This window comes from Methanoregula sp. PtaB.Bin085 (assembly GCF_002067035.1).
Taxonomy (GTDB): Archaea; Halobacteriota; Methanomicrobia; order Methanomicrobiales; family Methanospirillaceae; genus Methanoregula.
Window position 1 is genome coordinate 258766 of record NZ_MVQB01000027.1, and the last position, 24412, is coordinate 283177.

A 24412-nucleotide genomic window follows, 5' to 3' on the forward strand; every position below is an offset into this window, starting at 1 on the left:
ACAGCCCCAATATACCCGTGAGCCGCATGAAAACTCCCATGCATTCCCCGCGGAGCCTGAGGCCATACGCCGTTTTTTGTATCCTCCTCCTGCTTTGCGGCATACCGGCAGCTGCACAGGCACCGGCAGCAGCGCCCGATCCGGCGGTGTACCTGAACTTTGACGAGGGGAGCGGGATCCTGGCCCTCGATAACTCAGGGCATGCAAACAGCGGGACCCTCCATAACGCGACCCGGATCGAAACCACCGGGTGCAGCCGGGCGCTGTCATTTGCAAATCCCGACAGCTATGTCACGATCCCGTACCGTGCCCTGAATCACCCGGCAAAGGAGATCACCGTTTCTGCCTGGTTCTATATCGACAACTATACAACGTCACCCCTTGTCTCATCGTACCGTAACGGGGGGTACCGCCTCGGGTTCGGCGACGGGAACGACCTCTGGTGGACGCTCAACCTTGAAAACACGGGTGAGTTCTCGGTCGGGGTGCAGCACGACTATATCGCCCTCCACCAGTGGCACCACGTTACCGGGACCTATGACGGCAGCACCATGAAACTCTATCTGGACGGGATCCTGCGGAACCAGGCAAACGCGACCGGCTCAATCCGGTACGGGGATGGCAACTCCGTGATCCTTGGCGCCGAAGCAGGCGCTGCCGATACGCCCGCGGACTGCCCCCGCTTCTTTTCCGGCGGCCTTGACGAGGTCAGGATCTACCCGGTTGCGCTCGGCTACAGCCAGGTGATGGCGGACCGGCTGCGCTGCAACGAGGGCGTCCGCACGGCGCCCGATATCATGCCGGAGACACCGGGACCGGCTGCCTGCGAGACGGTCTCCGGATCAGTCCGTCTCACGCCCAACGGGACCGCGGACCGTGTCCTCCGGTTCAACAACAGGACGGTCAACGGCACCTGGCAGGTCTCCGCGCAGCCGGGATCGGTGCTCAGTGTCCGGGCATTCGATCTCTTCGCGAATGCAGACCCGGACGAGTGGTACCTGGAGATCGACAACGGGAGGGACAAGCCCGTCCGGACGATCGCGTTCCCGCGGAGGATCAATGCGCCTGCCGAGGCTGTCCTGCCCTCCGGCAACGCAACCGTGACCGTGCGGTATTTCAGCGGGACGGAGCGGTTCCCGCTCCGGGTTCTCCTCCGGCTGGAGAGCCTGCCTCCTCCACCGGCCCGGCAGCCCCCGGCAGGAAACATCCTCGGGAACCCCATCATCGTGATCTACACGGCATCGTGGGCAACGCTCGTTGCCATCCTGCTGGTCATCATCTGGGTGCACCGGCGGAGACGGGCAAGGAAGGCCGCGGCGGGGGAAAGCGGATCAGAAGAGCAGGACGATAAAAAATTATAAAGTGATTTCCCGGAACTGCTTGCCGAATACGCCGCAGATCGGGCACTTCTCCGGGGGCTTGCCCAGCTCGATGTTGCCGCAGACCGGGCAGAGAAAGACCGGCTCCCTTGAAATGTCGCTGCCGGCCCTGATCGCGGCCAGCGCTTTTTTGTACAGGCCGGCGTGGACTTCCTCGGCCTTCATGGCATGCGTGAACGCGAGCACCGCATCGGTCCGCTTTTCGGCCTCTGCCGCCTTGATGAAACCCGGGTACATTGAGGTGAACTCGTGGGTCTCGCCTTCGACAGCCGCTTCGAGGTTCTTTGCGGTCGGGCCGATTGCCGTAAGGACTTTTAAGAGTTTCTTTGCATGGATCGCCTCGGCTTCCGATGCTGCCTTGAAGAGGATTGCAACATTTTTGAACCCTTCTTCTGCAGCCTTCTCCGAGAACGCGAGGTACTTCCGGTTTGCCTGGGATTCCCCGGCAAGCGCTTCCTTTGCGTTTTCAATCGTTGCCATGAGGGAATAGTATGGGGAGATCGTTCTTAAAGATTCTTCATGGGGCAGGATGCCCGCACCGGGAATGCCCGGGGGCCATATATTTCTATTGCCATACAGTAATGAAGAATAAAAAGAAACGTTTTTACTGGAACGCTGCACACCGGAGATGGTACAATACCGCGCAGGATTCAGCCTGCCCGGTTCCGGAGCTGTCATGAAAAAGATGAAGGACCTGCCGCAGAACGATCGCCCGCGCGAGAAGATCGCGTGCAGGGGAGCTGCGGCCCTCTCGGACACGGAACTGATCGAGGCAATCCTTGGCAGGGGCACGCGGAACCGCGATGTACGTGAGATCGCAAAGGACATCGGCCGGCTCGTGGCCGAGAAGGGGAAGGCGATCGGGTACGACGACCTGCAGGCGATTAATGGTATCGGCCCGACCAAGGCGTCCCAGATCATGTCCTGTTTCGAGCTGGGCCGGCGCTACTTCGGGATGGTGGACAATGGAGTAAAGGTGACGCGGCCCGAGGACATCCTCCCGCTGGTCGCCCACCTGCGCGACAAGCGGCAGGAACATTTTGTCTGTATCGCCCTCAACGGCGCCGGCGAGGTGCTCGGCAACCGCGTCATCACGGTCGGCCTCCTGAACCACAGCCTCGTGCACCCCCGCGAGGTCTTTGCCGATGCCATCACCGACCGGGCGGCCTCGGTCATCTGCGTCCACAACCACCCATCGGGATCGCTTGAGCCGAGCCCGCAGGACATCGCTATCACGACGCAGCTCAGGGAGGCCGGCTCCATCCTCGGGATCCAGCTCGTGGACCATATCATCGTGACAAAAGCCGGGCACGTGAGCATGCGGGAGCGGGGGCTTGTGTAACTTGGACATTCTTTTTCATTGCAGAAAAATGGATGAAACGAGAAATTTCTTAGGATGGCCCCCCGCCTCAGGGCCCCTCACGGGGCACGGCGGGGCAGATTACCGGACCTGAAAAGCACGTAATTCTCCGCGTTCAATCAAAACGGTAATTGAAGCCGCCGCGGGAGCGCCCCCGCGGGGGTGGCGGCAGGAATCATAATGGGGGTATGGGGGCATCAGCCCCCATCAACAATCAGGAGATTTGTTCATCCGCTTGTTCTTGTTAGGAAAATTTTTGGAATGACAAGAGAATCTGGAAAAAAAACGAACTAACGGTTTCTCACTTCCCCAGCGCTTCCCCCAGCGCCTTCCCCTTCGCGTACGCCGCATCGAGCAGGTCCTTCCGGGTCCGGATATCGTGGATGGTGTCCATGTCGCTGATCAGCAGTTCGTCATGGAAAGGGCAGTCGATGATATCGAAGAACGCCTTCGCGGTCAGCTTCGCCCCCACAAAGACCTCGGGGATCTTCATGCCCGAGATGCAGATGAAGAGGCCGCGCCGCACCTTTTTCTTTTCCGGTGCAACCAGCGGCTGGTTCCGGACGTATTTGGCCATGAAGAAGACCTGGCACCGGTCGATGAAGGACTTCAGCCGCCCGGGGATGCCCATGGTCATCACGGGGGTCGCGACGATGATGCTGTCGGCATCGCGGATCTTCAGGTATGCCTGCTGCATGTCGTCGTCCATGATGCAGGTCTCGTGCTCCCTGCAGAACATCATCTCCATGCACGGCTGGAAATCGAGGGTGTTGACCGAGATCGTCTCTGTTGTGCAGCCGGCGTCTGCTGCTCCTTTCAGCGCCTGCTGAAGGAGGATTGCCGTATTGCCTTCAGGGAGCGGGCTCCCGAGGATCCCGATGACCGTTCCTGCCATACTACTGATTCGGGAACGTCGTGCAATATACTTTTGCCTGCCGGCAGGCCACCGGCAGCAGGTCCAGTACGTACCAACACAATCCATATATATCATTCAGGCAGAGTGAAAGTCTGGTGAAAAACCTTGACCGAACAGAAGACCTATACTGCAGGCCAGAAGGTCGGCCCCGGTAAATACGTATGCATTGACTGCGGAAAGGAACTGACGCTCGACAAGAGCGAGCAGGACCTCCGCAAGTGCCCGTCCTGCGCCTGCGAAGAGTACCAGTGCTTCCCGATGACCCACATCCGGCCGGACATCAAGACCCCGGAGGATGTCAAAAACCCGCCGAAACGCGGCAAGAGCAACATCTGATCATCCATTTTTCTCTCGTACCGTTGACGTGAATGCTGGTGCCGCACAAGGGACCGGAATTCCATTCGTGATCTGCACCAGGACAGTACCGGATCCAGGAGACAGAAGTTATGGTGAACGTTTCAAAGGAAGGGCAGGTCTTCAGGTGCGAGATCTGCGGCAATGTCGTTGTGGTGAAAGAGGCCGGCGGCGGAGAACTGATCTGCTGCGGCGAACCCATGGTGCTGGAGGACTGAGGATATGGCAGCAGGGAAAAAGACCGTGGCAAAGAAGCCGGCTGCAAAGAAGGCATCGGGCCGGGGGCTCGGGAAACTCGAGAAACAGATCGGCCACGTGCCGAAGTTCTTCCGGGAGCTGACCACGAAGGAGCCCGAGATGTTTAACCTCGTCATGCGGTTCGAAAAGCACATCTGGGACGACGGGAAACTCTCGAAGAAGACCAAGAAGCTGATCGCTATCGCCATCGCGGCGGCCCTGCGGGACCAGCACGCGGTCAGGGCACAGCTGATGGGGGCAAAGAACGTTGGCTGCACCAAGGCGGAGATCGAGGAAGCGCTCCGCGTGACCTTCCTGCTCTCCGGCATGCCGGCGTACGTGTACGGCAAGGCCCAGCTCGACGACGTGATGAAGTAACAGGTGGCGAGAGGCCGCTCTCTTTTTTTCCGTAAAAATCGGAAAAACCAAGGTATTTTACGATCCGGCTCCAAGAGAACTGCTATGCCAGTCAGGGTCCTTGCATTTGCCGGAAGCCCGCGGCGGGGAGGGAACTCGGAGACCCTGCTCGACTGGGTGCTCGCGGCCATGGGAAACGAGGCGGACGTCACCATCGAGAAGATCCCGCTGACCGAAGCGGACATCAATCCCTGCAAAGGCTGCAATGCCTGCCAGAAACTGAACAAATGCGTGCAGCGGGACGGGATGGATATCGTCCACGACAAGATCATCGCGGCGGACGTGATCATCCTTGCCGCCCCGATCTTCTGCATGGGGATTGCTGCGCAGGCAAAGATGCTGATCGACCGGGCGCAGGTCTTCACCTCGCGGAAGTACGTGCTGAAGCTGCCGGTTGTCCCGCCGGAGCGGAAAGGGAAGCGGCTCGGGATTTTCCTCTCGACCGCCGGGCAGAACTGGAGTTACGTGTTCGATGCCGCAATCCCCTCGGTGAAATGCTTCTATAACGTAATTGAGGTGAAGGACAGGGATATCAACTACCTGATGATCAACCATGTCGATGAGAAAGGCGCAATCCTCAGTCACCCGACTGCAAAAGCGGATGCAGAGAAGCTCGGGGCGGCCGTCATCGCCGAGATCAAAAAGCGGCTGGCAGCCTGAGGGTGCAGGTATATGAAGATCAGTGTCCTGGGGATATCGGGAAGCCCGCACCGGCACGGCAACACGGAGACCCTGCTCGACAGTTTCCTTGACGGGGCAAAAGCGGCAGGGGCGTTGGTCGAGAAGGTGGTGCTCAAGGATCTCGACTATGCTCCCTGCCGGGGCTGCAATGCCTGCCACAAGACCGGCGAGTGCGTGGTGAAGGACGACGCAATCGTACTGTTCGACAGGGTGCTGAAAGCCGACTGCCTTGCCATCGCCTCGCCCATTTACACGATGGGGATCACCGCGGAGCTGAAGGGGTTCATCGACCGGGGCCAGTATCTCTGGGCCCGGAAATTCATCTTCAAAACGCTCTACTTCACCGACAACCATATCAAACGCCACAAGGGTTTGTTCGTCTCGACCGCCGGCCAGAACTGGGATCATGTCTTCGACGGCGCCTTTCCCATGGTCACGGCCATCTTCAACGGCACCGGGTTCGAATACTACGACAACATCATCGCCAACAACATGGACGAGTACAAAGGGATCAGGAATCATCCCACCGCGATGAAGGAAGCGTTCGAGAAAGGGCAGAAGGTCGTCGCGGTGATCGGAAAGCTCAACGCGCCGAAATAAAAAATCCCTCCCGAAAAAGGGATTCTCAGAGATAGGAGAACGAGGCCACGAGGAGCCCGAACGAGGCCGCGATCAGGAGCGTGAAGGCCGGGGTATTCCAGTCCCAGATCTTCCGGCCGTCAAGCGGACCGAAGGGGAGCATATTGAAGGCCGCGATCATGGCATTGATCTGGATACCGGCAAGGCCGACAACCGCGAGGAGACTCCCTCCCGATGCTGCAAGGCCGCCGCCAAGGACGTACAGGGCGGCAAAGGGGATGCAGAGCAGGAGGTTCGTGGCCGGTCCTGCGGCGGAGATCTTCCCGTTCTCTTCCCGGGTGAGCCCCCGCCCTTCGTACGGGTTGGTGTAGATGACCGTGGCACCCGGCGCCGCAAAGACAAAGCCGACAAGGGATGCCACGACCACCGCGATGAGGAGCATGCTGTTGTCCTTGTGGAACTCGGCCCAGTACCCGTACCGCATCGCGGTGAACTTGTGGGCCATCTCGTGGAGGATGAAGCCGATGCCCACCGTGAGGAGGGCGATGGCAAATATCACGAGTGCCGTTGCTGCGGTCACCTGCTGGAACGGGCGCAGGATTCCGTAAGGGGCGATCTTGATGATAGCAAAGGCAAGCGAGATCGCGAGCCATGCAATAAAAAGGTCCGCTTCCTCGCGCCGTGTGATCCGTTCGAACATAGGATTTCCGGAGAAGATAGGGCTTTTTGCGCTTATCTGTTTTCGTGTCGGGAACCATGCGTATGTTTATGAGAATTCCCGGGGATGTACATGGTATGTCCCTGGATGCGGTGCGGGCGGAGATATCGAAGGTGGATTCCGAAATAATCCGGCTCATTGCCGAGCGGCAGAAGCTGGCCGGCAGGATTGCCCGGATCAAGATCGCCCACAGCCTCCCTGTCCATGACGGGGAGCGGGCGAACAATGTGCTGGAATCTGTCTATGAGCAGGCAACCGAACGCCGCATCGATGCCGTATCCGTCCGGAAGATCTTCGAGATCCTGATCGCCATGAGCGAGGAGCGCCAGCGCGAGTGCTCGGGCGACGGGAACCTGCCGTAATTTTTTTTTGGAGATTTCTGGAGGCGGAATCCGGTTCAGGAGATGAAGCCCCCCTCTTGCGCCGGCCCTGAGCCGAAGAACGTTTCACGCTCTCTTCCTGTTTCATGCATCTGGCCCTCAGCTCCTCCCGTTGGGGACGGGCGCATTGCCACGGTAGTACCTGCACAGGATGATCCGACACCAGAGTGATCGGGAAATACCGCGATATCCCAACGGGAAAAATCGGCTCTGGAGAAAACCTACTGAGATATCACTTAAAATTATGATGGAGCCACGGGCGCTCGGGGTCTGTCGACCTTCGCCCCGTGGAGCATTACCTTTCCGGTATCTAAAAAAAATCGGATATGGGGGTCAAGGGAGGGGTCACCTTCGCAAATTCCACTGAGCGTTTGATTACGGATTTCTACAGAGCAGAAAAATCACATCTGCTGAGGATGGAAAGCGGCACGGAGGATGCTTTGCACATTCTGCACGCCACGGCGGTCAGAGATAATACCCCGGGTCTGATCATCGTGCCGGATGAGGTCGCCAAAGCCGGGTGCACCAGTGTCCCCGTCCGGACATTCACCGCTCCCGGAGGACCCGGACCAGCACCTCAAGGTTCTGTTCCAGGTACATCAAATCCGGGCAGGAGAGATCCCTGTCAGGCTTCGTAACATCCGGCTGGATCCCGAGCAGGGACACCCCCGCCCTGGTCTCGCGCCCGACATACTCCATGACGACCCCCAGCGGGAGGGCATGGGTTGTGATCAGGGTTGCCTGGATCTGTTCCGGTTCGATCACCGCGATCGTGCCGGGCCGTGCTCCCGAATCGGCGGCATCCAGGAACAGGATGTGATCCGGCCGGAACCGCCGGAGGGGACCGGTGATGCTCTCGGGGACCGTTCCGGCAAAAAAAACCGTCACGCCGGGGATCCGGTGCTTTTCGATCTCCCGCGCTGCGGTCATGCCGAGGCTGTCGGGAGGGCTCAGTTCGTCACCGATCCCGACAACTGCAAGCCTCCCGGCACCCCGTATCCGGGGCGGCAGGGTTTCCGTGAGCAGGGACGTATTCTCCATCAGGTTACCCTGACATCCCGGTCAGTTCCGGTGCCCGCGTGCACATGCTCCAGGTGAATTGACCCGGTGGGACAATGCCGCTCGCAGAGACCGCAGCGGATGCATTTGTACAGGTCCACCTGCGGCCGTTTCTTCCGGGCAAGGGTCTTTCCTTTGAATACAACGTCCCGGGGCCCGTCAATCATGGTTATGACCTGGGCCGGGCAGACCAGAGAACATTTCGAGCACCCGATGCAGAGCTCGTCGGTGTTCGCCACCCTCCCCCGGAACGTATCCGGGATCGGTACTTTTATCCAGGGATACCGGATCGTGACCGGGCGCGAGAAAAAGTTCCCGATCATCTCCCTGAGAACGCTCATGGCACCACCCAGAGATAGTTAATGACCAGCACGATCCCTGCCTGCACCAGGGCCGCGCTTGCAATATATTTCCAGCCGATATCATTGAGCTGGTCGATACGGAGACGGCCGGTCGCGACCGTGATCGAGGACAGGACAAGGAGGATGGCAAGGGTCTTGGCAAGGAAGAGCGCAAAACCGGCAGCCGCGTTCATCCAAGGCGCCGGGAGGACCCACGGGAGCATGGGGCCGCCAAGGAACAGGGCGGCGATCAGGGCACTGCCGGTCACCAGCGATAGTTCCGTGGCAAGGTGCATAAGGGCCAGCCTCCGCCCCGTCAGCTCGGTCCAGGGCCCGGCAACGATCTCGGTTTCTGCCTCAGGAATGTCGAAGGGCGTTCGCTCCAGTTTTGCCTGGAGCCCGATCAATGCAACGACAAAACCGATCGGCTGGAGGAACACAAGCCAGGGATTGTGCTGCTGCCAGAGCACGATGTCCGAGATCGACCAGCTGCCTGCCATGATGGCGGGTGTGAGGATGGCCAGGAAGAACGGCACCTCGTAAATGAAGAGCTGGGTCACTGCCCGGATCCCGCCAATGGCGGAGAAGATGTTGCGGGAGAGCCAGCCCAGCAGGAAAAGGGCCAGGGTCGGGAAGGCCATGAGGTAGAGGACAAGGACAAGGTCTCCCGAAAACGCGAACGGACTCGCGCCCGATACGGGAACGTAGAGGAAGGCGGTCATGACCGCTGCAAGAGCAATGACCGGGATCGCATCGAACAACCGCCGGTCCACGCCGTCCGGGTCGATCACTTCCTTGCCCAGCATCTTGATGAAATCGGCAAGCGGCTGGAAGATGGGCGGCCCGATCCGCTGCTGCATCCGGGCGGCGATCTTCCGGTCAAGGTACGCAAGGAAGAACGCGTACGCGAACAGGAACAAAAACCCCGGAAATACGAAGATGTACAGAAAGATGAACACGGGATCGCTCATGGCCGCCACCCGTCCTGCCGGCTTTTGGGATCATGCCCTGACTCCCCGGCCGCAGTACCTGGCACCGCTCTGCCACCCCGCCGGTGTACCACGACCATGCGGCAGGTACACGAGAGGCAGGGATCGATTGCAGCAACAATCACCGGGATATCCGCAAGGTTCTGGCCGGTAAGGCACATGGCAACGGAGGTCCAGTTTGCGAGTGTCGGCGAGCGGATATCGATCCGTTCAACCTTGTCCGTACCGTTCGTCCGGATATAGTGGGCCAGCTCCCCCCGCGGGGCTTCGTAGCGCGAGAGGATCTCCCCTTCAGGTGCATTTTTTGGTGCCTCGACCCGGACCGGTCCTGCCGGGATATTTTCGAGGCAGAAGCGGACGATCTGCGTGCTCTCCCACAGTTCCCCGACACGGACGCGGGTGCGGCCGTACACGTCCCCGTGGTTGTCCGTGATGACCTTCCACGGGATTTCGTCGTACGCAAGGTACGGGTCGTCGCGGCGCACGTCGTAGTCCACCCCGCTTGCCCGTGCTGTCGGCCCGACCGCACCGTACTTCAGCGCCTCCTCCCGGCTCATCTTCCCCACGCCCCGGAACCGGATCAGCATCGTCTCCTCGCTGTTTACCATTCCGACGTACTTTTGGATCCGGTCCTCAAGATCCGGCAGCCTCGCGAGGGCTGTTTTGATCTGTGCTGGCGTCAGGTCCCGGCGGACGCCCCCGATCTCGTTCATGCCGTAATGGACCCGGTTCCCGCTCATCTCCTCCAGGGTGTCCTGCACTGCCTCGCGGTCCCGCCAGCTCCACATGAAGAGCGTGTTGAACCCGATCTCGTGGGCGGCAACGCCCAGCCAGAGGAGGTGGCTGTGCATCCGCTCGAGCTCGGCGATGATGGTGCGTATGTACCGGGCCCGCGGGGGGATCTCAAGGCCCATGATCTCCTCTACCCCCTTGGCAAAGGCCGTGGCATGGGAGTGCGAGCAGATGCCGCACACCCGCTCGAGCAGCGGGAGGACCCGGATGAAATTCCGCTGCTCAGCCGCTTTTTCAATGCCCCGGTGGTTATAAGAGAGGTCGAGCTCGAGGCGCACGATCTTCTCGCCATCCGCGATAACCCGGAAGTTGACCGGTTCCTTGAGCGCCGGGTGGTGCGGCCCGATGGGAACAACTACTTCTGGCATTTCAGCTCCTCTTCCGTTTTTATTCCGCCGTAGAAGTGACCGGGGTCCGGTTTCCAGTCCTTTCTCATGGGGTATTCACCGGCAGGCCAGTCCTCGTTCAGGACGACCCTGGTCAGGTCCGGATGTCCCTCGAAGACGATGCCGAACAGGTCATGGATCTGCCGCTCATAGATACCGGCCGGCGGGAGGAGATCCGACATTGTTGGCATCACGGGACGGGTCCGGGGGATGTCGACTGCAAGGGAGACGATAATGCGGTGTGGTCCGATCAGGTGATACAACAGTTCGAATGTCCCGCCGCGGTCAACGGTACTGATGGTGATAAGGCGATCAAACCCCAGCACTGCCTGTATGGTTGTTATCGCGTCGTGGAGCCTGCCGGGATCGGTTTTGACAGCAATGCGGTTTTTCCGGACCTGCAGGACAGCCCCGAATTCCTGTACCCGTTCTGCTATCGTTTCCGGATTCACGGGACGGGTCATGGAACCTCCGCGGGACTTTTTTCCCCGGGAACCGGAGCAGGCAGTGGCTTTTTCTGCCGCCATTCCTTACCGCCATGTGCCGTATCCTCGCGGAGGAGGTCAATGCACCTGACAACCGCGTTGATGATCTCATCAGGGCGCGGGGGGCACCCGGCGACATACACATCCACCGGGATGACGCTCTCCACCCGGTCCACGACCTGGTACAGTCCGCGGAATACTCCTCCCGAAGAGCCGCAGGCACCCAGCGCAATCACGTACTTCGGTTCCGGTATCTGTTCCCAGACCCTGCGAAGACGGGAAGCCTGTTTCAGGGTGGGTGTGCCGGTGACGATCAGGATATCCGCGTGCCGGGGCGAGCCCCTGACAAGGATCCCGAACCGCTCGACATCGAACCGGGGCATCAGGCACGCGATGATCTCGATATCGCAGGCATTGCAGCCGCCGCTGTTATAGACCGTTATCCAGGGGGATTTGATCCGCGCCCAGCTGACGAGCCTCCGGCTGATGCCATTGCCCGGGACTGCCATGGTTAATCATCACCCCCGTTCACGGATATTAAACCATGGATCGGGACAGCGCCTTTCTCCCAGTCCGTTCCCGCTGCCGTCACTGCTCCCACCTCAGGATCATGATTGCGATGGCCATGATGGCCAGGTACCCGAGCGGCCCCCAGAGCGGTGCATCGGCCGGGGCCGTTGCAAGGACCAGCGCCGCAACGTGGACCACCGTGAAGAAGAGGGCAACGTAGAAGAACTGGTAGCCGGGCTGCCAGACCTGCGCCTCCGCAACCTCGCCGCCCACGTAGGGCATGGTCTTGTTGACCGAGTGCGTGAACGGCGGTGCAACAGTCCGGGACCACGCATAGATCAGCCACCCGATCGCGAGGGCGTATGCCATGATGATGACCGGCGAGGTGAGGATCTCCCACGAGACCATTTACGGCACCCCCCCGATGAAGATCTGCTGTGCCGCATGCGAGATCCACTCGAACGATTCGGGGAACAGGCCGAAGTAGATCGTCACGAGCGCAAGGAAGGCAACCGCCGAGATGATGGTCAGGGGCAGGGGTTTGACCGGAACCGGGCATATTGCCCTGTCGGAACCACAGAAGAGGAGGGTCGATATGACCGGGATGTAGTACCCGAGCGAGAGGGCGCTGTTCAGGGCAAGGATCAGGGCGAGCGCAACGCCGCCGGCCATCGAGGTCACCATCCCGGCCTGCTCGAGGAGGAGCTTGCCGAGGAACCCGGACGTGAAGGGGACGCCGATGAGCCCGAAGACGAAGACCACCATGGAGAACCCGAGGACCGGGTGCCGGGCCCCCAGGCCCCCCATCCCCTCTGTCCTGAAGGTCCCCGCATCCCGCGCGAAGGCGTCCGTGGCGAAGAACGCCCCGGATTTCATCATCGAGTACGCTATCGCGTAATAGAGACCGGCGACAAAACCGAGCGGCAGGTTGTAGATCAGGCCGATGCCGAACCCAAGCAGGATGTACCCCATCTGGGCGATGCTCGAGTAGGAGAGGATGTACCGGAGGTCCGTCTGGTTCAGGGCGAGAAGGTTCCCGGCCGTCATGGTGACGACCGCGATGAAGGTGATCACCATGCCGAGGGTCCATGGCAGGGTTCCCCCTGCCGGGAGCGCGGAGAGCGAGAGGACCATCGCGATCAGGACACCGATCTTCGTCGGGCCGACCATGATGGCGGTGACCCCGACCGGTGCCCGGGCATAGGCATCCGGCAGCCAGGTGTGGAGGGGCACGATCCCCAGTTTCACGCCATACCCGAGCATGATCAGCAGTGCCGCGAAGAGGACGATGCGGGCATCCGCCCCGGCAAGGGCAGCGGGGAGCCGGGAAATCTCCAGGGTGTGGCCCTCGACAAACAGGAGGGCAACGCCCAGCAGGGCCGTGAGCGTGCCCGTCACGCCCTGGAGGAGGTATTTCATTGCCGCGGAGAGGGCCATGGGATCCGCCTGGTACCGGTAGGCCACGAGCGCATAGACCGGGATGGCAGAGAGCTCGACCAGCACGAAGATCGTGAAGAGATCGGTTGCGAACCCCACAGCCATGGCGCCGGCGAGCGCAAAGAGGAAGAGCGGGTAGTAGAACTGGACCGGACCCTTCGGGTCGAGGCTGCCGGCCGATGCCCATGCCGCAACGGCCCCGATTCCCGTGACCAGGAGACCGCCGGTCAGGCCGATATAGGAGATCGTCGGGTACGACGCGTGCTGGAAGAGGACGTACACGAGGAGGCAGAAGACCGCAAGCAGGACGAACCCGGTCAGCGTCCCGCACCAGTGCCGGAGGTTGGGCGGGAACGCCTTTGTCAGGAAATACATACCGATGCCGCAGAGCGCGATGAAGAAGGGCATGAACCCCGCGATGTCGATCGGGTTCATGGCCCCGCCCCCAGGATGACGACCGTGACCAGACCGACGATAACGGCAACGACCATCGCGATGTTCCAGTTCGCGTCGCGGTTCTCCATTCCCATGGCCATGGCCCCTGCAGCGAAGAGGAGCCGGGCCCCCGTGGTTGCAAAGCCGTAGATGATCCTGAAACTCTCCTGAATCCCGCGGGCAGCGGAGCAGACTGCGTGGCATGCCTCCTCGTACAGGAGATCGAAGTCCCGCACAGGGACATCGTGGGGTTCGAGAACCTTCCTGCCGACCGTGAAGAAGAAGAGGGCTGCAGCCCCGAGCACGAGGACAGCGCTCAGCACGTGCGCCATATCGTACGCTGCGTACGTGGTGCTGGCGGGCAGGATTGCATACAGCAGCCCCGGGAAGATCCCGATGATGATACAGAGCGCTGCGGTCCCCAGCATGGCTGCCTGCATGAGGAGCGGCGGGTCGGATGCCTCCGTTGCCCCTTCGCGGATGAACGCGAAGTACCCGAGCTTCAGGAACGAGAGGAATGTCCCGAACGACGCGATCTCAAGGAGAATCCAGAGCAGCAGGCTGGTGTGCTCCGCTGCAACAAGGACCATGCCCTTGGAGACGAACCCGTTGAAGAGCGGGACGCCGGCGATGGAGAACGCGGCGACCCAGAAGGCGATGGCCGTGACCGGCATCTTCTTCCCGAGTCCCCCGACACGGCTCAGCAAATTCTCCCCGGTCTTCCAGACAATGACGCCGACCGCCATGAAGAGAAGGGCCTTGTACAGGATATGGTTGAAGAGGTGGGCCATCCCGCCGTCAAGCCCGAGCTGTCCGATGGCATCCGCTGCCCCCAGCCAGCCGAGGATCCCGATGCCGGCAACCATGTACCCGACCTGCGAGACGATATGGTAGGAGAGGAGGCGGCGCATGTCGTTCTGGAAGATCGCAAAGGCCACGCCGTAGACCGCCATGATCGCCCCCATGAAGGCGATAAACTCGGTCCCCGGCTGGGCCCTGGCAAGAAGGTAGACCGCTGCCTTGGTCGTATACACCGAGAGGAAGACGCTGGCAGCGAAGTTTGCCCGGGGATAGGCATCGGGAAGCCAGGTGTGGAGCGGGATGAACGCGATGTTCACGCCGATGCCAAGCACGATCAGCACCGATGCCCAGAGCTGGTACGGCCCGCCCGGGATCCCGGCGAGCGGACCGACAACGGGCGAGCCGCCGCCCATGATGAGGAGGGCGATGCCGGCCATGAGCAGGGTCCCGCCAAGGCCGTGGTACAGGAGGTAGCGGTAGCCGGCGCCGATCGCCTCTCCTCCTTCCTGCCAGATCAGGAAGGTCGAGGTGACGGCCATCAGCTCCCAGAAGAAGAGGAGCGTGATCCAGTCCCCGGCAAAGACCGCCCCGAGCGAGGTGCCGGCATAGAGGAGGGCGTAGAAGTGAAGCCGGGGTGCTGCGACAGCGGCAGCGTAGAGGATGGCGAGGAAGGTGATGATGGCAAAGACAACCCCGGTCAGGTACGAGAGGCTGTCGACCCGGAGCAGCGTCAGGGTATAGCCCATGAAGGGGACACTCCATTGCGTCACAACGCCGGCGGCAGAGCCGCTGAAATACCCTCCCGGGAGAAGCAGGACATCGAGCAGCGCGATGGCGCCGAGGGCTGCCAGGCCAGCCTGCCGTGCCCGGCCCCTCAGGAAGAGCACAATCGGTGCACCAATCAGGAAGATAACAAAGGGCGGGATCGCGGTGCCCGCTGCAAAGGTCACGATACCCGGCACTGCAGCACGGGTCACTTCCGTGGCAACAGAAACGCTCAGGGCGTACGGGCTGAGAGGCAGAACCGTCCAGAGCCCGGCAAGAGCGGTCAGGACTGCGGTCACGACAACCGGCCCACGGAGGGTCAGGCGAACGCCGGGAACCTCCGGATCGCCGGGCCGGTAGAACGCCCGGATCACGATGGGGAGGAAATAGGCCAGGTTCAGGACGCTGACACCGATGATCACGAGCAGGAGCCACCACTGCCCGGTATCACCCGCAGAGGTTCCGAGGGCAAGGTACCATTTCGCGATGAACCCTGCCATGGGGGGCAGCCCCGCCATGCTCAGGGCGGCAAGGGTGAACGCGGCAAATTCCCAGGGCATCTTTTTTCCAATCCCGTCCAGCTCGGAGATCTTTGTCTTCCCGGCCTCCACGGCGACCGTGCCGGCGACAAAGAACATCGTCAGTTTCCCCAGCGCGTGCGCCGTGAACGCGTAGGTTGCCTCGATCACGGCTGCAACTCTCCCGGCATCGGAGGCGGCGGACATCCCGGCCGGCAGGAGGATGGCAGCGCCAAGCACCATGTAGCTGAGCTGGCTCACCGTCGAGTACGCGAGCCGGAGCTTGAAATCATCCTGCCGGAGGGCAAGCAGGGAGCCGATCACAATGGTGACCACCGCGCTGCCGATGACAATGTCGTGGAGGCCGAGCGCCAGAACCTGATCGGGCCCGTACAGGTACCACATCAGCCGGAGGATGCCAAAGACCCCGGTGTTCACGACGGCAACCGCGTGCAGGAGCCCGCTCACCGGCGTGGGCGCAACCATGGCGCTCGGCAGCCAGCCATGCAGGGGCACGAGCGCCGCCTTCACGCCAAGGCCAAAGAAGAGCAGGAGGAAGGCAAGACGGGCGAACTCGGGGGCGATGGCGGCGATCCCCGGGTTACCTCCCGGGATGAACTCGAGGGTGTTTCCCATGCCGATGACGGCCATGATGCCGGCAAGGATGGCAACGCCGCCGCACTGGGTGTAGATGAGGTATTTTCTCCCTGCGGCAAGGGCCTCCGCCGTTTCCTTGTGGACAACGAGGGGATACGCGGTGATGGCGAGGATCTCGTAGAAGACGAAGAGGGAGAACATGTTGGAGGAGAGGGCAACGCCCATGACCGCCCCCATGGTGAGAGCGAACATCGCGTAATAGCGAGTCTGGGAGTGTTCCTTCAGCCCCCGCATATACCCGATATTGTAGACCGTCGTGATGATCCAGAGGACGGACGCAAGGGTGGCGAAGAGGAGGCCGAGGGGATCCGCGGTGAACCGGATGTCGAGCCCGGGAAGGATCTGCAGGGGGGCTGTCGCGAGGTGCAGGGGGGCGAACGCGGACGGGATTGCAAGGGCGCAGAGCAGGGCGGTTATGACTGCCGCAGCGAGCTGCACCCCCTCGCGGGCGTCCGGGCGGCTGGAGAGGAGCAGGACGAAAATGGTTGCCACGAACGGGACAAGGACGATGGCGGCAAGCATCCACGCGGAGAGGTCCATTACCGCTCACCCCCGTTCGAGAGCGTCGAGATCGCGGCGATATCAAAGGTCTTCCAGACATGCCGGGCCAGGATGACGAGGGCGAGCGCAAGGCCGGCAACGACCGCCTCGATCGCGATCAGGGTGAACACGACCGACTGCGACACGCCGGTGTCACCGGCCAGGTATCCCCCGAGGATGAAGACCAGGCTGACAGCCTTCCCGAGAAGTTCGAGGCCCATCACCATCTTGATCAGGTTGCACCGGGCGATCAGGGCAAAGAGCCCGGTGGCAAAGAGCGCCGCGGCAACAATGAGGATGATCACCACCCCGCCCGGCATCATGGCTGCTGCCTCCCCGACTGGTTCCTGCCCAGCAGCAGGAGGATCGACAGGACGCCGGCAAGCACGATCATGCCCTGGAGGAGCACCTCGTAGGTCCGTGTCTTCCAGAGGACTTCCCCGACAACGGGCGAGACCAGCGCTGCCCCGGGCCATGACTGTGCCGGGGGAACGACAAGGGCGACAAACAGGACGAGGAAGAGCGTCCCGAGGAGGACCGCACACGCATTCTTGGCGTTCATGCACGCACCTTCTCCTCTTCCCCGCCGGCAAGGACAAGGGCTACGAGGAACAGGACGGCCACAAGGCCGCTCCCGACCACCAGTTCAAGCACCGCGGCATACGGGGACGCAAGCAGGAAGAACAGGGAGGCCAGGCCGACGCTCGAGAGCGCAAACGCGATGACTGCCCGGATGAGGTTCCGCTGCAGGATTGCAATGAACGCCAGAACCACGGTTGCGATCCCGGTGATGAGGATGAGGATGAAGTCAGGATCCGGCATCAGCGATCACGGCCCCCTGCAGCAACGTGTCTGTCGCGTATGGCGGGATTCCCCGGCCGGCTTCCCAAAGAAAGAGGAGAATTGTGCGAGAAAATCCACGGGTTTTCTGGTGCATGGATTTTCAGGCAGGAAGTAGCGATCATGGTAATCTTCCGCGGGTTACCAGCAGTCCCTGCCCCCTGCGGCAGGATGCCGGTATCGGGATTACCCTGCTGGTAAGCCCGTTACGGTGGTCGTGATCTTCTCTCTTGTTTCAATGATTGACTCATATCGTGAAGGAGGAGATTAATGTTTGGGTGCCGAACGGTCCGCCAGGACAGTGCGGACGAGAAGAACCCGAAGGGGTCTTCGAGCCGAAACTGGATTTGATCGATACGAGTTGCATGACGGAGAGGTCGGGTCTTTAATTTCTGAGTGATCTTCTGGACAGCGAATGCCTGACCCGGCCCTTCCTGTCGCAGGGGGTCGTTGGGGATAATCCTGCGGGGTCCGATCGTCCGAAAATTGCAGGTAAACACCGTAAAATCCATTTTATTCCAGTCCTGAAACTATCGTGCTGATCTGATTTATCCCCAATGACCCACCATCGAATTGGCGGATGTTACCGGGATTTCTCCGATATCACCGGTGAAAAATTCCGCTGGTTGAAGGCGAGGGTGCATAGGGGGGTCGTTGGGGATAATAATACGTGCCGGCCAGCAATCCGGCGAACCTTTGAAAAAAAGAATTACTTGCTTTGGAGAAAACCTCCTGAGGTATTGAATAAAAATTTTGATGGAGCCACTGGTGCTCGGGGTCTGTCGACCCTCGCCCCGTGGAGCATTGACTTTTCCGGGCATCTAAAAAATAATCAAAAGGGGGGGTCAGGGGGCTTGCCCCCTTGGGCTGCCTCCCCCTCTGGGGGAGAGAGGGGGTCACCCTCGCAATTCCACTGAGTGCGTTATAGGATTTTATTTCTGGAGATTTACTGCTTCGACTTCCGAGAGGTTCGAAGAGCCAGAGGCTCCTCTCACCCTCAAGGAGGAGAAGACCATCAGGTCTTCGGCTCTTCCTTCTTCTCCGGCTTCGCCGGCTTGACGTACGTGATCGTGAAGGTCTCAATACCCTTCACGGTTGCCGGCGCCGTGTACTGCGTATCCATGGAGAGACATTTCGCCGGGCAGGTGTCAACGCAGGAGTTGCAGACAACACAGCGGAAGCGGTTGATCTGCCAGGTCTTTGCCTCCTTGTCGAGCACGATCGCCTGGGCGGGGCATTTCTTCACGCAGATGCTGCAGGAGATACACTTGCTGCCGTCCTGCACCACGTGCCCCCGGGAGATCGGGGTCTTCTTCGCTGCCTGGACCGGGTAGAGGATCGTTGCCGGTTTTGATAGGACCGTTTTAAGGGCGGTTTTTACCATCTCAAAGTAGACCATGGCACTCACCGCTCCGTGCAGCTGATGCAGGGGTCAATGGACAATACAATCACCGGCACATCGGCAAGCTCGCATCCCTGCAGCATCTTTATCAGCGGCGGGATATTCGTCAAGGTCGGCGTACGGATCCGCGAACGCACGAGGAACTTCGAGCCATTGCCCTTGAGGTAATGGACCAGCTCGCCGCGGGGCTGCTCGGCCCGCATGAAGTACTCCCCGTCCGGTGCGCCCGTTACCTTGACATCGATGGGGCCTTCGGGGATCTTCTTCACTGCCTGCCGGATGAGATCGGTCGAGGTGAAGAGCTCCTTTGCCCGGACGGCACAGCGGGAATAACAGTCCCCGCAGCTGTCGGTAACGACCTGCACGTTCAGCCGGTCGTAGGCGCCGTACCCGCTCTTCCGCAGGTCGATGGCAACACCGCTGCCGCGGGCCGTCGGGCCAACGGCACCGAGGTGGTACGCGTCGTTCCGGGAGATCGTGCCGACGTTCCTGAGCCGGTGCCTGACTGAATCATCGTGCAGGAACACGTCGGTCAGCTCCTTCATCTCGCGATCGAGATCGTCAAGGTCCTTTGTCATCCGGTCCAGCCGCTCGCTGCTGATGTCGCGCCGGACACCACCGACCTTGCTGGTGCCCTGGATGACCCGGCCGCCCGTGGTCTCCTCCATGAAGTCGAGGACCTTCTCGCGGGTCTTCCATGCGCCCATGAAGAGGTTCTCGAACCCGAATGCGTCGGCGAAAAGCCCGAGCCAGAGGAGGTGAGAGTGGAGACGGGAGAACTCGGACCAGATGACCCGCAGGTACTGGGCCCGCTCGGGGACGTCGATGTTCATGATCTGTTCGATACCCTGGCAGTAGGTAGCCCCGTGGATGAAGCTGCAGATCCCGCAGGTCCGCTCGGCGATGTACACGTACTCGGTGAACTCCCGCTTCTCCACGAGCTTCTCGAAGCCCCGGTGGATGTACCCAATCGACGGGATGGCGTCCACAACCCTCTCGTCCTCGAGCACGAGGTCGATGTGGATTGGCTCCGGGAGCACCGGGTGCTGGGGGCCGAACGGGACGATGATCTGTTTCGTCATGGCTTGCCCCCCTTCGTGACAGTGACCGGCGGTTTGCTGAACGGGAACTTCTCCGCGGTCCGTATCAGGGTTCCCTTGAAGTCGATGTTCATGCCCCGGACCTGGATGCCGAAGAGGTCGTGCATTTCGTTCTCGTAGATGAACGCATTCCAGTACATGCCGGAGATGCTGGGGACCTCGGTCTCCGCGGGGATTGCGATCCGGACAACGTCGAGGTGGTAATCCTTGTCAAAGCAGTAGTTGATCTCGTACAGGTCTCCCACCTTGGTGCAGCCGATCTGGACAAGGCGGTATCCTTCGTTCCGGAACCGCTCGACGCTGCCTATCAGCTTTCCGACTTCGATGGCCGTGATGGTCTGTTTGTCCATGGTCATACGGTCTCACCCGCCTTCGTGCCCTCAGCACTGCCCTTCTGCAGCATCGCGGCCCGCTTCTTCTCGAGGATCCCGAGCGCCGTGACTACGCCGTCGATGATCGACTCCGGGCGTGCGGCACAGCCGGGGACGAAGACATCGACCGGGATGACCTTGTCGATCCCGCCCTGGACATTGTAGCACTCGCGGAAGATCCCGCCCGTTGCTGCACAGATGCCGATGGCGATGACGACCTTGGGCTCCGGCATCTGGTCATACACGTTCTTCAGGGGTACTTTGTTCTGTTCGTTGACACTGCCGGTGCAGAGCAGGATATCGGCATGTTTGGGGTTGCCGGTGTTGATGATGCCGAACCGCTCCACGTCGAAGACAGGGGTCAGGGCCGCGAGGATCTCGATATCGCAGCCATTGCACGACGATGCATTGTAGTGCACGATCCAGGGGGATTTCGCAAGATAGGTCATGGCATCACCACCATCCCGAGGTAGTATAAGACCCCGAGGTTAACAAGCCCGAGGGTCCCGGCAATGATCCACGCGCTGCGGAGCATCAGCTGCCACTTGACCCGCGAGAAGGTGTTGTCGATGAGGATCTCGAGGAAGTACGCGACAACGATCGCAGCAACTGCCACGAGGGGGTTCCAGGCAAAGAAGAGCCAGATGACCCCGAGCAGGAAGACGTACTCGTACCAGTGGGCGATCTCGATCTTGCCGAGGTTGGGGCCGGCAAAGTCCGTGGTCACGCCCTTGACGATCTCCTGGTGGGCGTGGTGGGACGTTGAGAGGTCGAACGGCGACTTGCGGAGCTTGATGGTCAGCACGATGAGGTAGCCGATGAAGACGCCCGGGAGGTAGAGGATGATCGGGACCGCCGAGGAAACAATGGTGCTGACAAAGAAGCTCTTCGTAACCATGTACATCCCCACGGCGGTCATGATGATCATCGGCTCGTACGCGATGATCTGGAGGAGTTCCCGCTCTGCTCCCACGTGGCTGTACGGCGAGTACGAGGCGTACGCCCCGAGCACGATGAAGATATGGGAGAGCGTGAACGCGAAGATCACGAGCAGCATGTCCCCGCCCGAGAAGAACAGGGCGCCTGCCACGACCATGAAAACAAGGTAACTCAGGACGTAGAAGTTCTGGGTCACCGTGACCACCGGGTTCTCCTTCTCGAAGAGCTTGCCCACATCGTAAAACGGCTGGAGGATGGGCGGGCCGACCCTCCCCTGCATCCGTGCGGTGACCTTCCGGTCGATCCCGGCAATCAGCCCGCCGAGCAGGGGGGCGACGAGGATATACACCAGTGCATACACGATCGGCTGGAACTCTGCCGGGATCATAGCATCACCCCGACCAGCATGATGCCGGCAATGAGGAGCAGTCCCCAGCACATCGAGGTGCCGATCATGAACAGCCGCTCCTCGCCAAACATCTTCTCAAGGTAGTAGTTGGAGAGGACGACCTCGCGGGAGTTCCCCAGCGACCCGGCGAAATGCATGTTGCCGTCCATCGGCCTCCCGCCCATGTAGGGGGTTGCGGGGACGTGGGGGCCCTTCCTGTAGAAGAGCATGGAGAGCGGCATGATCATCAGCAGGCAGAGCATCATGATCATGATCGTGAGGTTGGCCTGCGCAAGCCCGGCCGTCTGGCCGTAGATGTTCAGGACGAACGGCTCGATCAGGACCCACGAGATGACCGGGAAGATGAGGCAGACGACCACGACGAGGCCGGTCAGGATCCAGAGCACGACCCACTTCTCCTTCTTCACGGTGTCCTCGAGAACCTCCTGCTCCCGCATCACCGAGATGATCTTGCCCATCCACTTGCTCCAGAAGAAGACGGTGGCAGAACCGCCGAAGGCCAGGATGGCGATGAAGATGAGGCCGAACGGGGCCTGGATGAATGCCTCGATCGCCGCCCACTTGGAGATGACCATACCGAACGGGGCAAGGAACATGCCGGCCATGCCGATGAACATCATGATGGCGATCCGCGGCATCCGGACAATGAGCCCGCCCATGTCCTCGATGTTCCGGCTGCCGATCCGGTTCTCGACTGTCCCAACGCAGAGGAAGAGGAGGGACTTGGCAATCGCGTGGAAGATGATCAGAAGGATCGCGACCCACATCAGGTTGTAGGTGCCGACACCGGCGCAGGCTACGATCAGGCCGAGGTTTGCGATGGTCGAGTAGGCGAGCACTTTCTTGGCATTGTTCTGCGATATCGCCATGAAGGAGGCGAGGGCGAACGTCATGCCGCCGACCAGCGCGATCATGAGCCCTTCGGTCGTTCCCGAGAGGACAGGGGCGAACTTCACAATGATATAGACACCCGCCTTGACCATGGTGCTGGAGTGGAGCAGGGCGGAGACCGGGGTCGGTGCGACCATGGCCCCGACCAGCCACGAGGAGAAGGGCATGAGGGCTGCCTTGGTGATGCCGGCAAAGCAGATCAGGACTGCCGGCACGAGCGCAAGGGCCTTGCCGGTCGTGAGCAGGTAGTTCAGGTCAAGCAGCCTGCCGGAGGGGTCCGAGAGGACGAGCCAGATGAGGGCTGCGAGGAACGCGAGCCCGCCCAGCAGGTTCATCACAAGGGCGAGGAACGAGTTGTTGGTCGCCTCCTCGGTTTCGGAGTACCCGATGAGCAGGAACGAACAGAGGGTCGTGATCTCCCAGAAGAAGAAGACCCAGAGCAGGTTGTTGGAGAAGACCAGCCCGAACATCGCGGCAAGGAAGAGGAACAGGATGGCAAAGAAGATGTTCCGGCGGTCCCTCACCTCGGGGTGGCGGGTGTGGTAGGTCTCCATGTATCCCACGGCATAGACGCAGATCAGGGTGCCGATGATCCCGATGATCAGGGCCATGATGATGGAGAACTGGTCGACGAACAGGTTGTTTGCGACATGCAGGCCGTGCGACAGGCTCGTCTCGAACCAGACGAGCAGGCCGGCCTGCAGCAGGACCAGGACCGCTGCAAGGGTCTTCCTGTGCTTCACCGCGAGATACAGGATGAATGCCACCATCAGCAGCTCAATGAAGAACATGACCTGCCCGACCTGTTCCGAGCCGACGGCATATAACAGCGTGTCCCGGTTATACCCGAGCACGAGCAGCAGCAACGATACAATCCCGATAGCAACCGCAGAGAGCTGGACGATCAGCGAGCGCGATGAGTCCCTGCGTTCAAAGAGCAGGAAGATCGCTGCAATCAGCGGAAACAGGATGAGATACCCTAAGAGATCCAATATATGCACCAGAGAGCCTCCTGAGAAGATCATGGGGATTTTTCATTATTAATCATATTGAATTGAGTCCGGAAACCGGTTCCGGTATGAAAAAGCTGAGATAAAATGGGGGATTTTGTTGTTTTTTGGATCGGATCGCGATTTTTGTACGGAGATCGGGCAGCGGTTTTTCCGGAAAAATCGATCCTCGAATTTTTTTCCGGATCGGATCGCGATTTTCAGAAAAAAATCGATCGCCGGAATTTTTTTTCAAATCGATCCGTGATTTTCAAAACAAAACCGGATCCTGTTTTTTGTTCAGAGATCGATCCGCGATTTTGATTCGTAAAACCGGGTTTCCGTATTTATTTTGGATCATGTCACGAATTCACTATCAACTCCGGATTCTGATTTTCTGCACCGCAGAAACCTCCGGTTGCTCGAAGTATACGGAACTTCACCTCCCGTAGTCTGGTACAGGTACTGACGGTTTGATCTGAAAATTCAGGCAACAGTCATATTCCGCTGACCCCCGGGGGAATCTTGTGGGACAGGTATACCTGCTGGAGGCAATGATCCAGGTCACGGGTTGAGTACCCTGCACCGAAATCGCAACCGGCAAATAGGAGGACAACTTATCACATTCTCTGAGAACATCCTACCCATAGGGGTTTGATCTTTATTGAGGGTAAAAGCAATCATACCCGATAAACGCATCTTCGTTTTCAGGGTCACCCAGTGGATTGGCCGGCT

General features: G+C 60.3%; 29 protein-coding genes. 8 read left to right on the forward strand and 21 right to left on the reverse strand.

Annotated features, from left to right (window positions below; translation table 11 throughout):
* Positions 1 to 26: 26 nt before the first annotated feature.
* Positions 27 to 1361, forward strand: coding sequence for a LamG domain-containing protein (locus tag A4E33_RS06400; RefSeq protein WP_292346855.1), 1335 nt, complete (start codon positions 27 to 29; stop codon positions 1359 to 1361).
* Here the strand turns inward: A4E33_RS06400 and A4E33_RS06405 are convergent.
* Entirely contained in the window at positions 1356 to 1859 is a 504-nt protein-coding gene (locus tag A4E33_RS06405) for a rubrerythrin family protein (protein WP_292346856.1), read from the reverse strand. The genes A4E33_RS06400 and A4E33_RS06405 overlap by 6 nt on opposite strands.
* Before the next feature lie 196 nt (positions 1860 to 2055).
* Between A4E33_RS06405 and radC the strand changes: the two genes are divergently transcribed.
* On the forward strand, positions 2056 to 2721 hold the full coding sequence (gene radC / locus A4E33_RS06410) for a DNA repair protein RadC (protein ID WP_292346857.1): 666 nt from the start codon (positions 2056 to 2058) through the stop codon (positions 2719 to 2721).
* A 319-nt stretch (positions 2722 to 3040) separates the two neighbouring features.
* Here the strand turns inward: radC and A4E33_RS06415 are convergent, their stop codons facing one another.
* Positions 3041 to 3634, reverse strand: coding sequence for a flavodoxin family protein (locus A4E33_RS06415; protein ID WP_292346858.1), 594 nt, complete (start codon positions 3632 to 3634; stop codon positions 3041 to 3043).
* 126 nt (positions 3635 to 3760) lie between these two features.
* On the opposite strand from A4E33_RS06415, the gene A4E33_RS06420 reads away from it, so the two are divergent.
* From A4E33_RS06420 to A4E33_RS06440, 5 genes are all read left to right on the forward strand, one after another.
* On the forward strand, positions 3761 to 3991 hold the full coding sequence (locus tag A4E33_RS06420; protein ID WP_292346859.1) for a hypothetical protein: 231 nt from the start codon (positions 3761 to 3763) through the stop codon (positions 3989 to 3991).
* 110 nt (positions 3992 to 4101) lie between these two features.
* Positions 4102 to 4227 (forward strand): desulfoferrodoxin FeS4 iron-binding domain-containing protein, encoded by a 126-nt coding sequence (locus A4E33_RS06425; protein ID WP_292346860.1) that lies wholly within the window; start codon positions 4102 to 4104, stop codon positions 4225 to 4227.
* Positions 4228 to 4231: 4 nt separating this feature from the next.
* Positions 4232 to 4624, forward strand: a complete 393-nt coding sequence (locus A4E33_RS06430) for a carboxymuconolactone decarboxylase family protein (protein ID WP_292346861.1) — start codon at positions 4232 to 4234, stop codon at positions 4622 to 4624.
* Positions 4625 to 4708: 84 nt separating this feature from the next.
* Positions 4709 to 5323, forward strand: coding sequence for a flavodoxin family protein (locus A4E33_RS06435; protein WP_292346862.1), 615 nt, complete (start codon positions 4709 to 4711; stop codon positions 5321 to 5323).
* Positions 5324 to 5335: 12 nt separating this feature from the next.
* On the forward strand, positions 5336 to 5944 hold the full coding sequence (locus tag A4E33_RS06440; RefSeq protein WP_292346863.1) for a flavodoxin family protein: 609 nt from the start codon (positions 5336 to 5338) through the stop codon (positions 5942 to 5944).
* A gap of 25 nt (positions 5945 to 5969) precedes the next feature.
* Here the strand turns inward: A4E33_RS06440 and A4E33_RS06445 are convergent, their stop codons facing one another.
* Positions 5970 to 6623, reverse strand: coding sequence for a peptidase M50 (locus tag A4E33_RS06445; RefSeq protein ID WP_292346864.1), 654 nt, complete (start codon positions 6621 to 6623; stop codon positions 5970 to 5972).
* A 95-nt stretch (positions 6624 to 6718) separates the two neighbouring features.
* On the opposite strand from A4E33_RS06445, the gene A4E33_RS06450 reads away from it, so the two are divergent.
* A complete protein-coding gene (locus tag A4E33_RS06450; protein WP_292346865.1) occupies positions 6719 to 7003 on the forward strand; it encodes a chorismate mutase in 285 nt (94 codons plus the stop codon).
* Between the two features lie 564 nt (positions 7004 to 7567).
* Here the strand turns inward: A4E33_RS06450 and A4E33_RS06455 are convergent.
* The 18 genes from A4E33_RS06455 to A4E33_RS06540 all read right to left on the reverse strand — a co-directional run bounded on the left by A4E33_RS06455 (position 7568) and on the right by A4E33_RS06540 (position 23689).
* Positions 7568 to 8062: a hydrogenase maturation protease gene (locus A4E33_RS06455; RefSeq protein WP_292346866.1), complete on the reverse strand. Its 495-nt coding sequence runs from the start codon at positions 8060 to 8062 to the stop codon at positions 7568 to 7570.
* Positions 8062 to 8421: a 4Fe-4S binding protein gene (locus A4E33_RS06460; protein ID WP_292346867.1), complete on the reverse strand. Its 360-nt coding sequence runs from the start codon at positions 8419 to 8421 to the stop codon at positions 8062 to 8064. The genes A4E33_RS06455 and A4E33_RS06460 overlap by 1 nt, the downstream gene beginning before the upstream one ends.
* Entirely contained in the window at positions 8418 to 9392 is a 975-nt protein-coding gene (locus tag A4E33_RS06465) for a complex I subunit 1 family protein (protein ID WP_292346868.1), read from the reverse strand. The genes A4E33_RS06460 and A4E33_RS06465 overlap by 4 nt, the downstream gene beginning before the upstream one ends.
* Positions 9389 to 10570, reverse strand: a complete 1182-nt coding sequence (locus tag A4E33_RS06470; protein ID WP_292346869.1) for a nickel-dependent hydrogenase large subunit — start codon at positions 10568 to 10570, stop codon at positions 9389 to 9391. The genes A4E33_RS06465 and A4E33_RS06470 overlap by 4 nt, the downstream gene beginning before the upstream one ends.
* Positions 10558 to 11052: an NADH-quinone oxidoreductase subunit C gene (locus A4E33_RS06475; protein WP_292346870.1), complete on the reverse strand. Its 495-nt coding sequence runs from the start codon at positions 11050 to 11052 to the stop codon at positions 10558 to 10560. Before A4E33_RS06475 ends, A4E33_RS06470 begins: the two co-directional genes overlap by 13 nt.
* Positions 11049 to 11582: an NADH-quinone oxidoreductase subunit B family protein gene (locus A4E33_RS06480; protein WP_292346871.1), complete on the reverse strand. Its 534-nt coding sequence runs from the start codon at positions 11580 to 11582 to the stop codon at positions 11049 to 11051. Before A4E33_RS06480 ends, A4E33_RS06475 begins: the two co-directional genes overlap by 4 nt.
* Before the next feature lie 79 nt (positions 11583 to 11661).
* Complete coding sequence (locus A4E33_RS06485) at positions 11662 to 11991, reverse strand: hypothetical protein (protein ID WP_292346872.1); 330 nt, start codon at positions 11989 to 11991, stop codon at positions 11662 to 11664.
* Positions 11992 to 13455 carry an NADH-quinone oxidoreductase subunit N gene (locus A4E33_RS06490; RefSeq protein WP_292346873.1) on the reverse strand — a complete coding sequence of 488 codons (1464 nt, stop codon included), beginning with the start codon at positions 13453 to 13455 and terminating at the stop codon, positions 11992 to 11994.
* Entirely contained in the window at positions 13452 to 16736 is a 3285-nt protein-coding gene (locus tag A4E33_RS06495; RefSeq protein ID WP_292346874.1) for a Na(+)/H(+) antiporter subunit D, read from the reverse strand. The genes A4E33_RS06490 and A4E33_RS06495 overlap by 4 nt, the downstream gene beginning before the upstream one ends.
* On the reverse strand, positions 16736 to 17059 hold the full coding sequence (locus A4E33_RS06500) for an NADH-quinone oxidoreductase subunit K (protein WP_292346875.1): 324 nt from the start codon (positions 17057 to 17059) through the stop codon (positions 16736 to 16738). The genes A4E33_RS06495 and A4E33_RS06500 overlap by 1 nt, the downstream gene beginning before the upstream one ends.
* A complete protein-coding gene (locus A4E33_RS06505) occupies positions 17056 to 17298 on the reverse strand; it encodes a hypothetical protein (protein WP_292346876.1) in 243 nt (80 codons plus the stop codon). Before A4E33_RS06505 ends, A4E33_RS06500 begins: the two co-directional genes overlap by 4 nt.
* Entirely contained in the window at positions 17295 to 17558 is a 264-nt protein-coding gene (locus A4E33_RS06510; RefSeq protein ID WP_292346877.1) for a hydrogenase subunit MbhD domain-containing protein, read from the reverse strand. Before A4E33_RS06510 ends, A4E33_RS06505 begins: the two co-directional genes overlap by 4 nt.
* A gap of 1033 nt (positions 17559 to 18591) precedes the next feature.
* The gene (locus A4E33_RS06515; RefSeq protein ID WP_292346878.1) at positions 18592 to 18975 is read right to left on the reverse strand and encodes a 4Fe-4S dicluster domain-containing protein; all 384 of its coding nucleotides are present in this window, start codon (positions 18973 to 18975) and stop codon (positions 18592 to 18594) included.
* A gap of 5 nt (positions 18976 to 18980) precedes the next feature.
* Positions 18981 to 20060, reverse strand: coding sequence for a nickel-dependent hydrogenase large subunit (locus A4E33_RS06520; protein WP_292346879.1), 1080 nt, complete (start codon positions 20058 to 20060; stop codon positions 18981 to 18983).
* Entirely contained in the window at positions 20057 to 20434 is a 378-nt protein-coding gene (locus tag A4E33_RS06525; RefSeq protein WP_292346880.1) for an NADH-quinone oxidoreductase subunit C, read from the reverse strand. Before A4E33_RS06525 ends, A4E33_RS06520 begins: the two co-directional genes overlap by 4 nt.
* Entirely contained in the window at positions 20431 to 20898 is a 468-nt protein-coding gene (locus tag A4E33_RS06530) for an NADH-quinone oxidoreductase subunit B family protein (RefSeq protein ID WP_292346881.1), read from the reverse strand. The genes A4E33_RS06525 and A4E33_RS06530 overlap by 4 nt, the downstream gene beginning before the upstream one ends.
* Positions 20895 to 21776, reverse strand: a complete 882-nt coding sequence (locus A4E33_RS06535; RefSeq protein WP_292346882.1) for a respiratory chain complex I subunit 1 family protein — start codon at positions 21774 to 21776, stop codon at positions 20895 to 20897. The genes A4E33_RS06530 and A4E33_RS06535 overlap by 4 nt, the downstream gene beginning before the upstream one ends.
* Positions 21773 to 23689 (reverse strand): proton-conducting transporter membrane subunit, encoded by a 1917-nt coding sequence (locus tag A4E33_RS06540; RefSeq protein WP_363053937.1) that lies wholly within the window; start codon positions 23687 to 23689, stop codon positions 21773 to 21775. Before A4E33_RS06540 ends, A4E33_RS06535 begins: the two co-directional genes overlap by 4 nt.
* Positions 23690 to 24412: the final 723 nt, after the last annotated feature.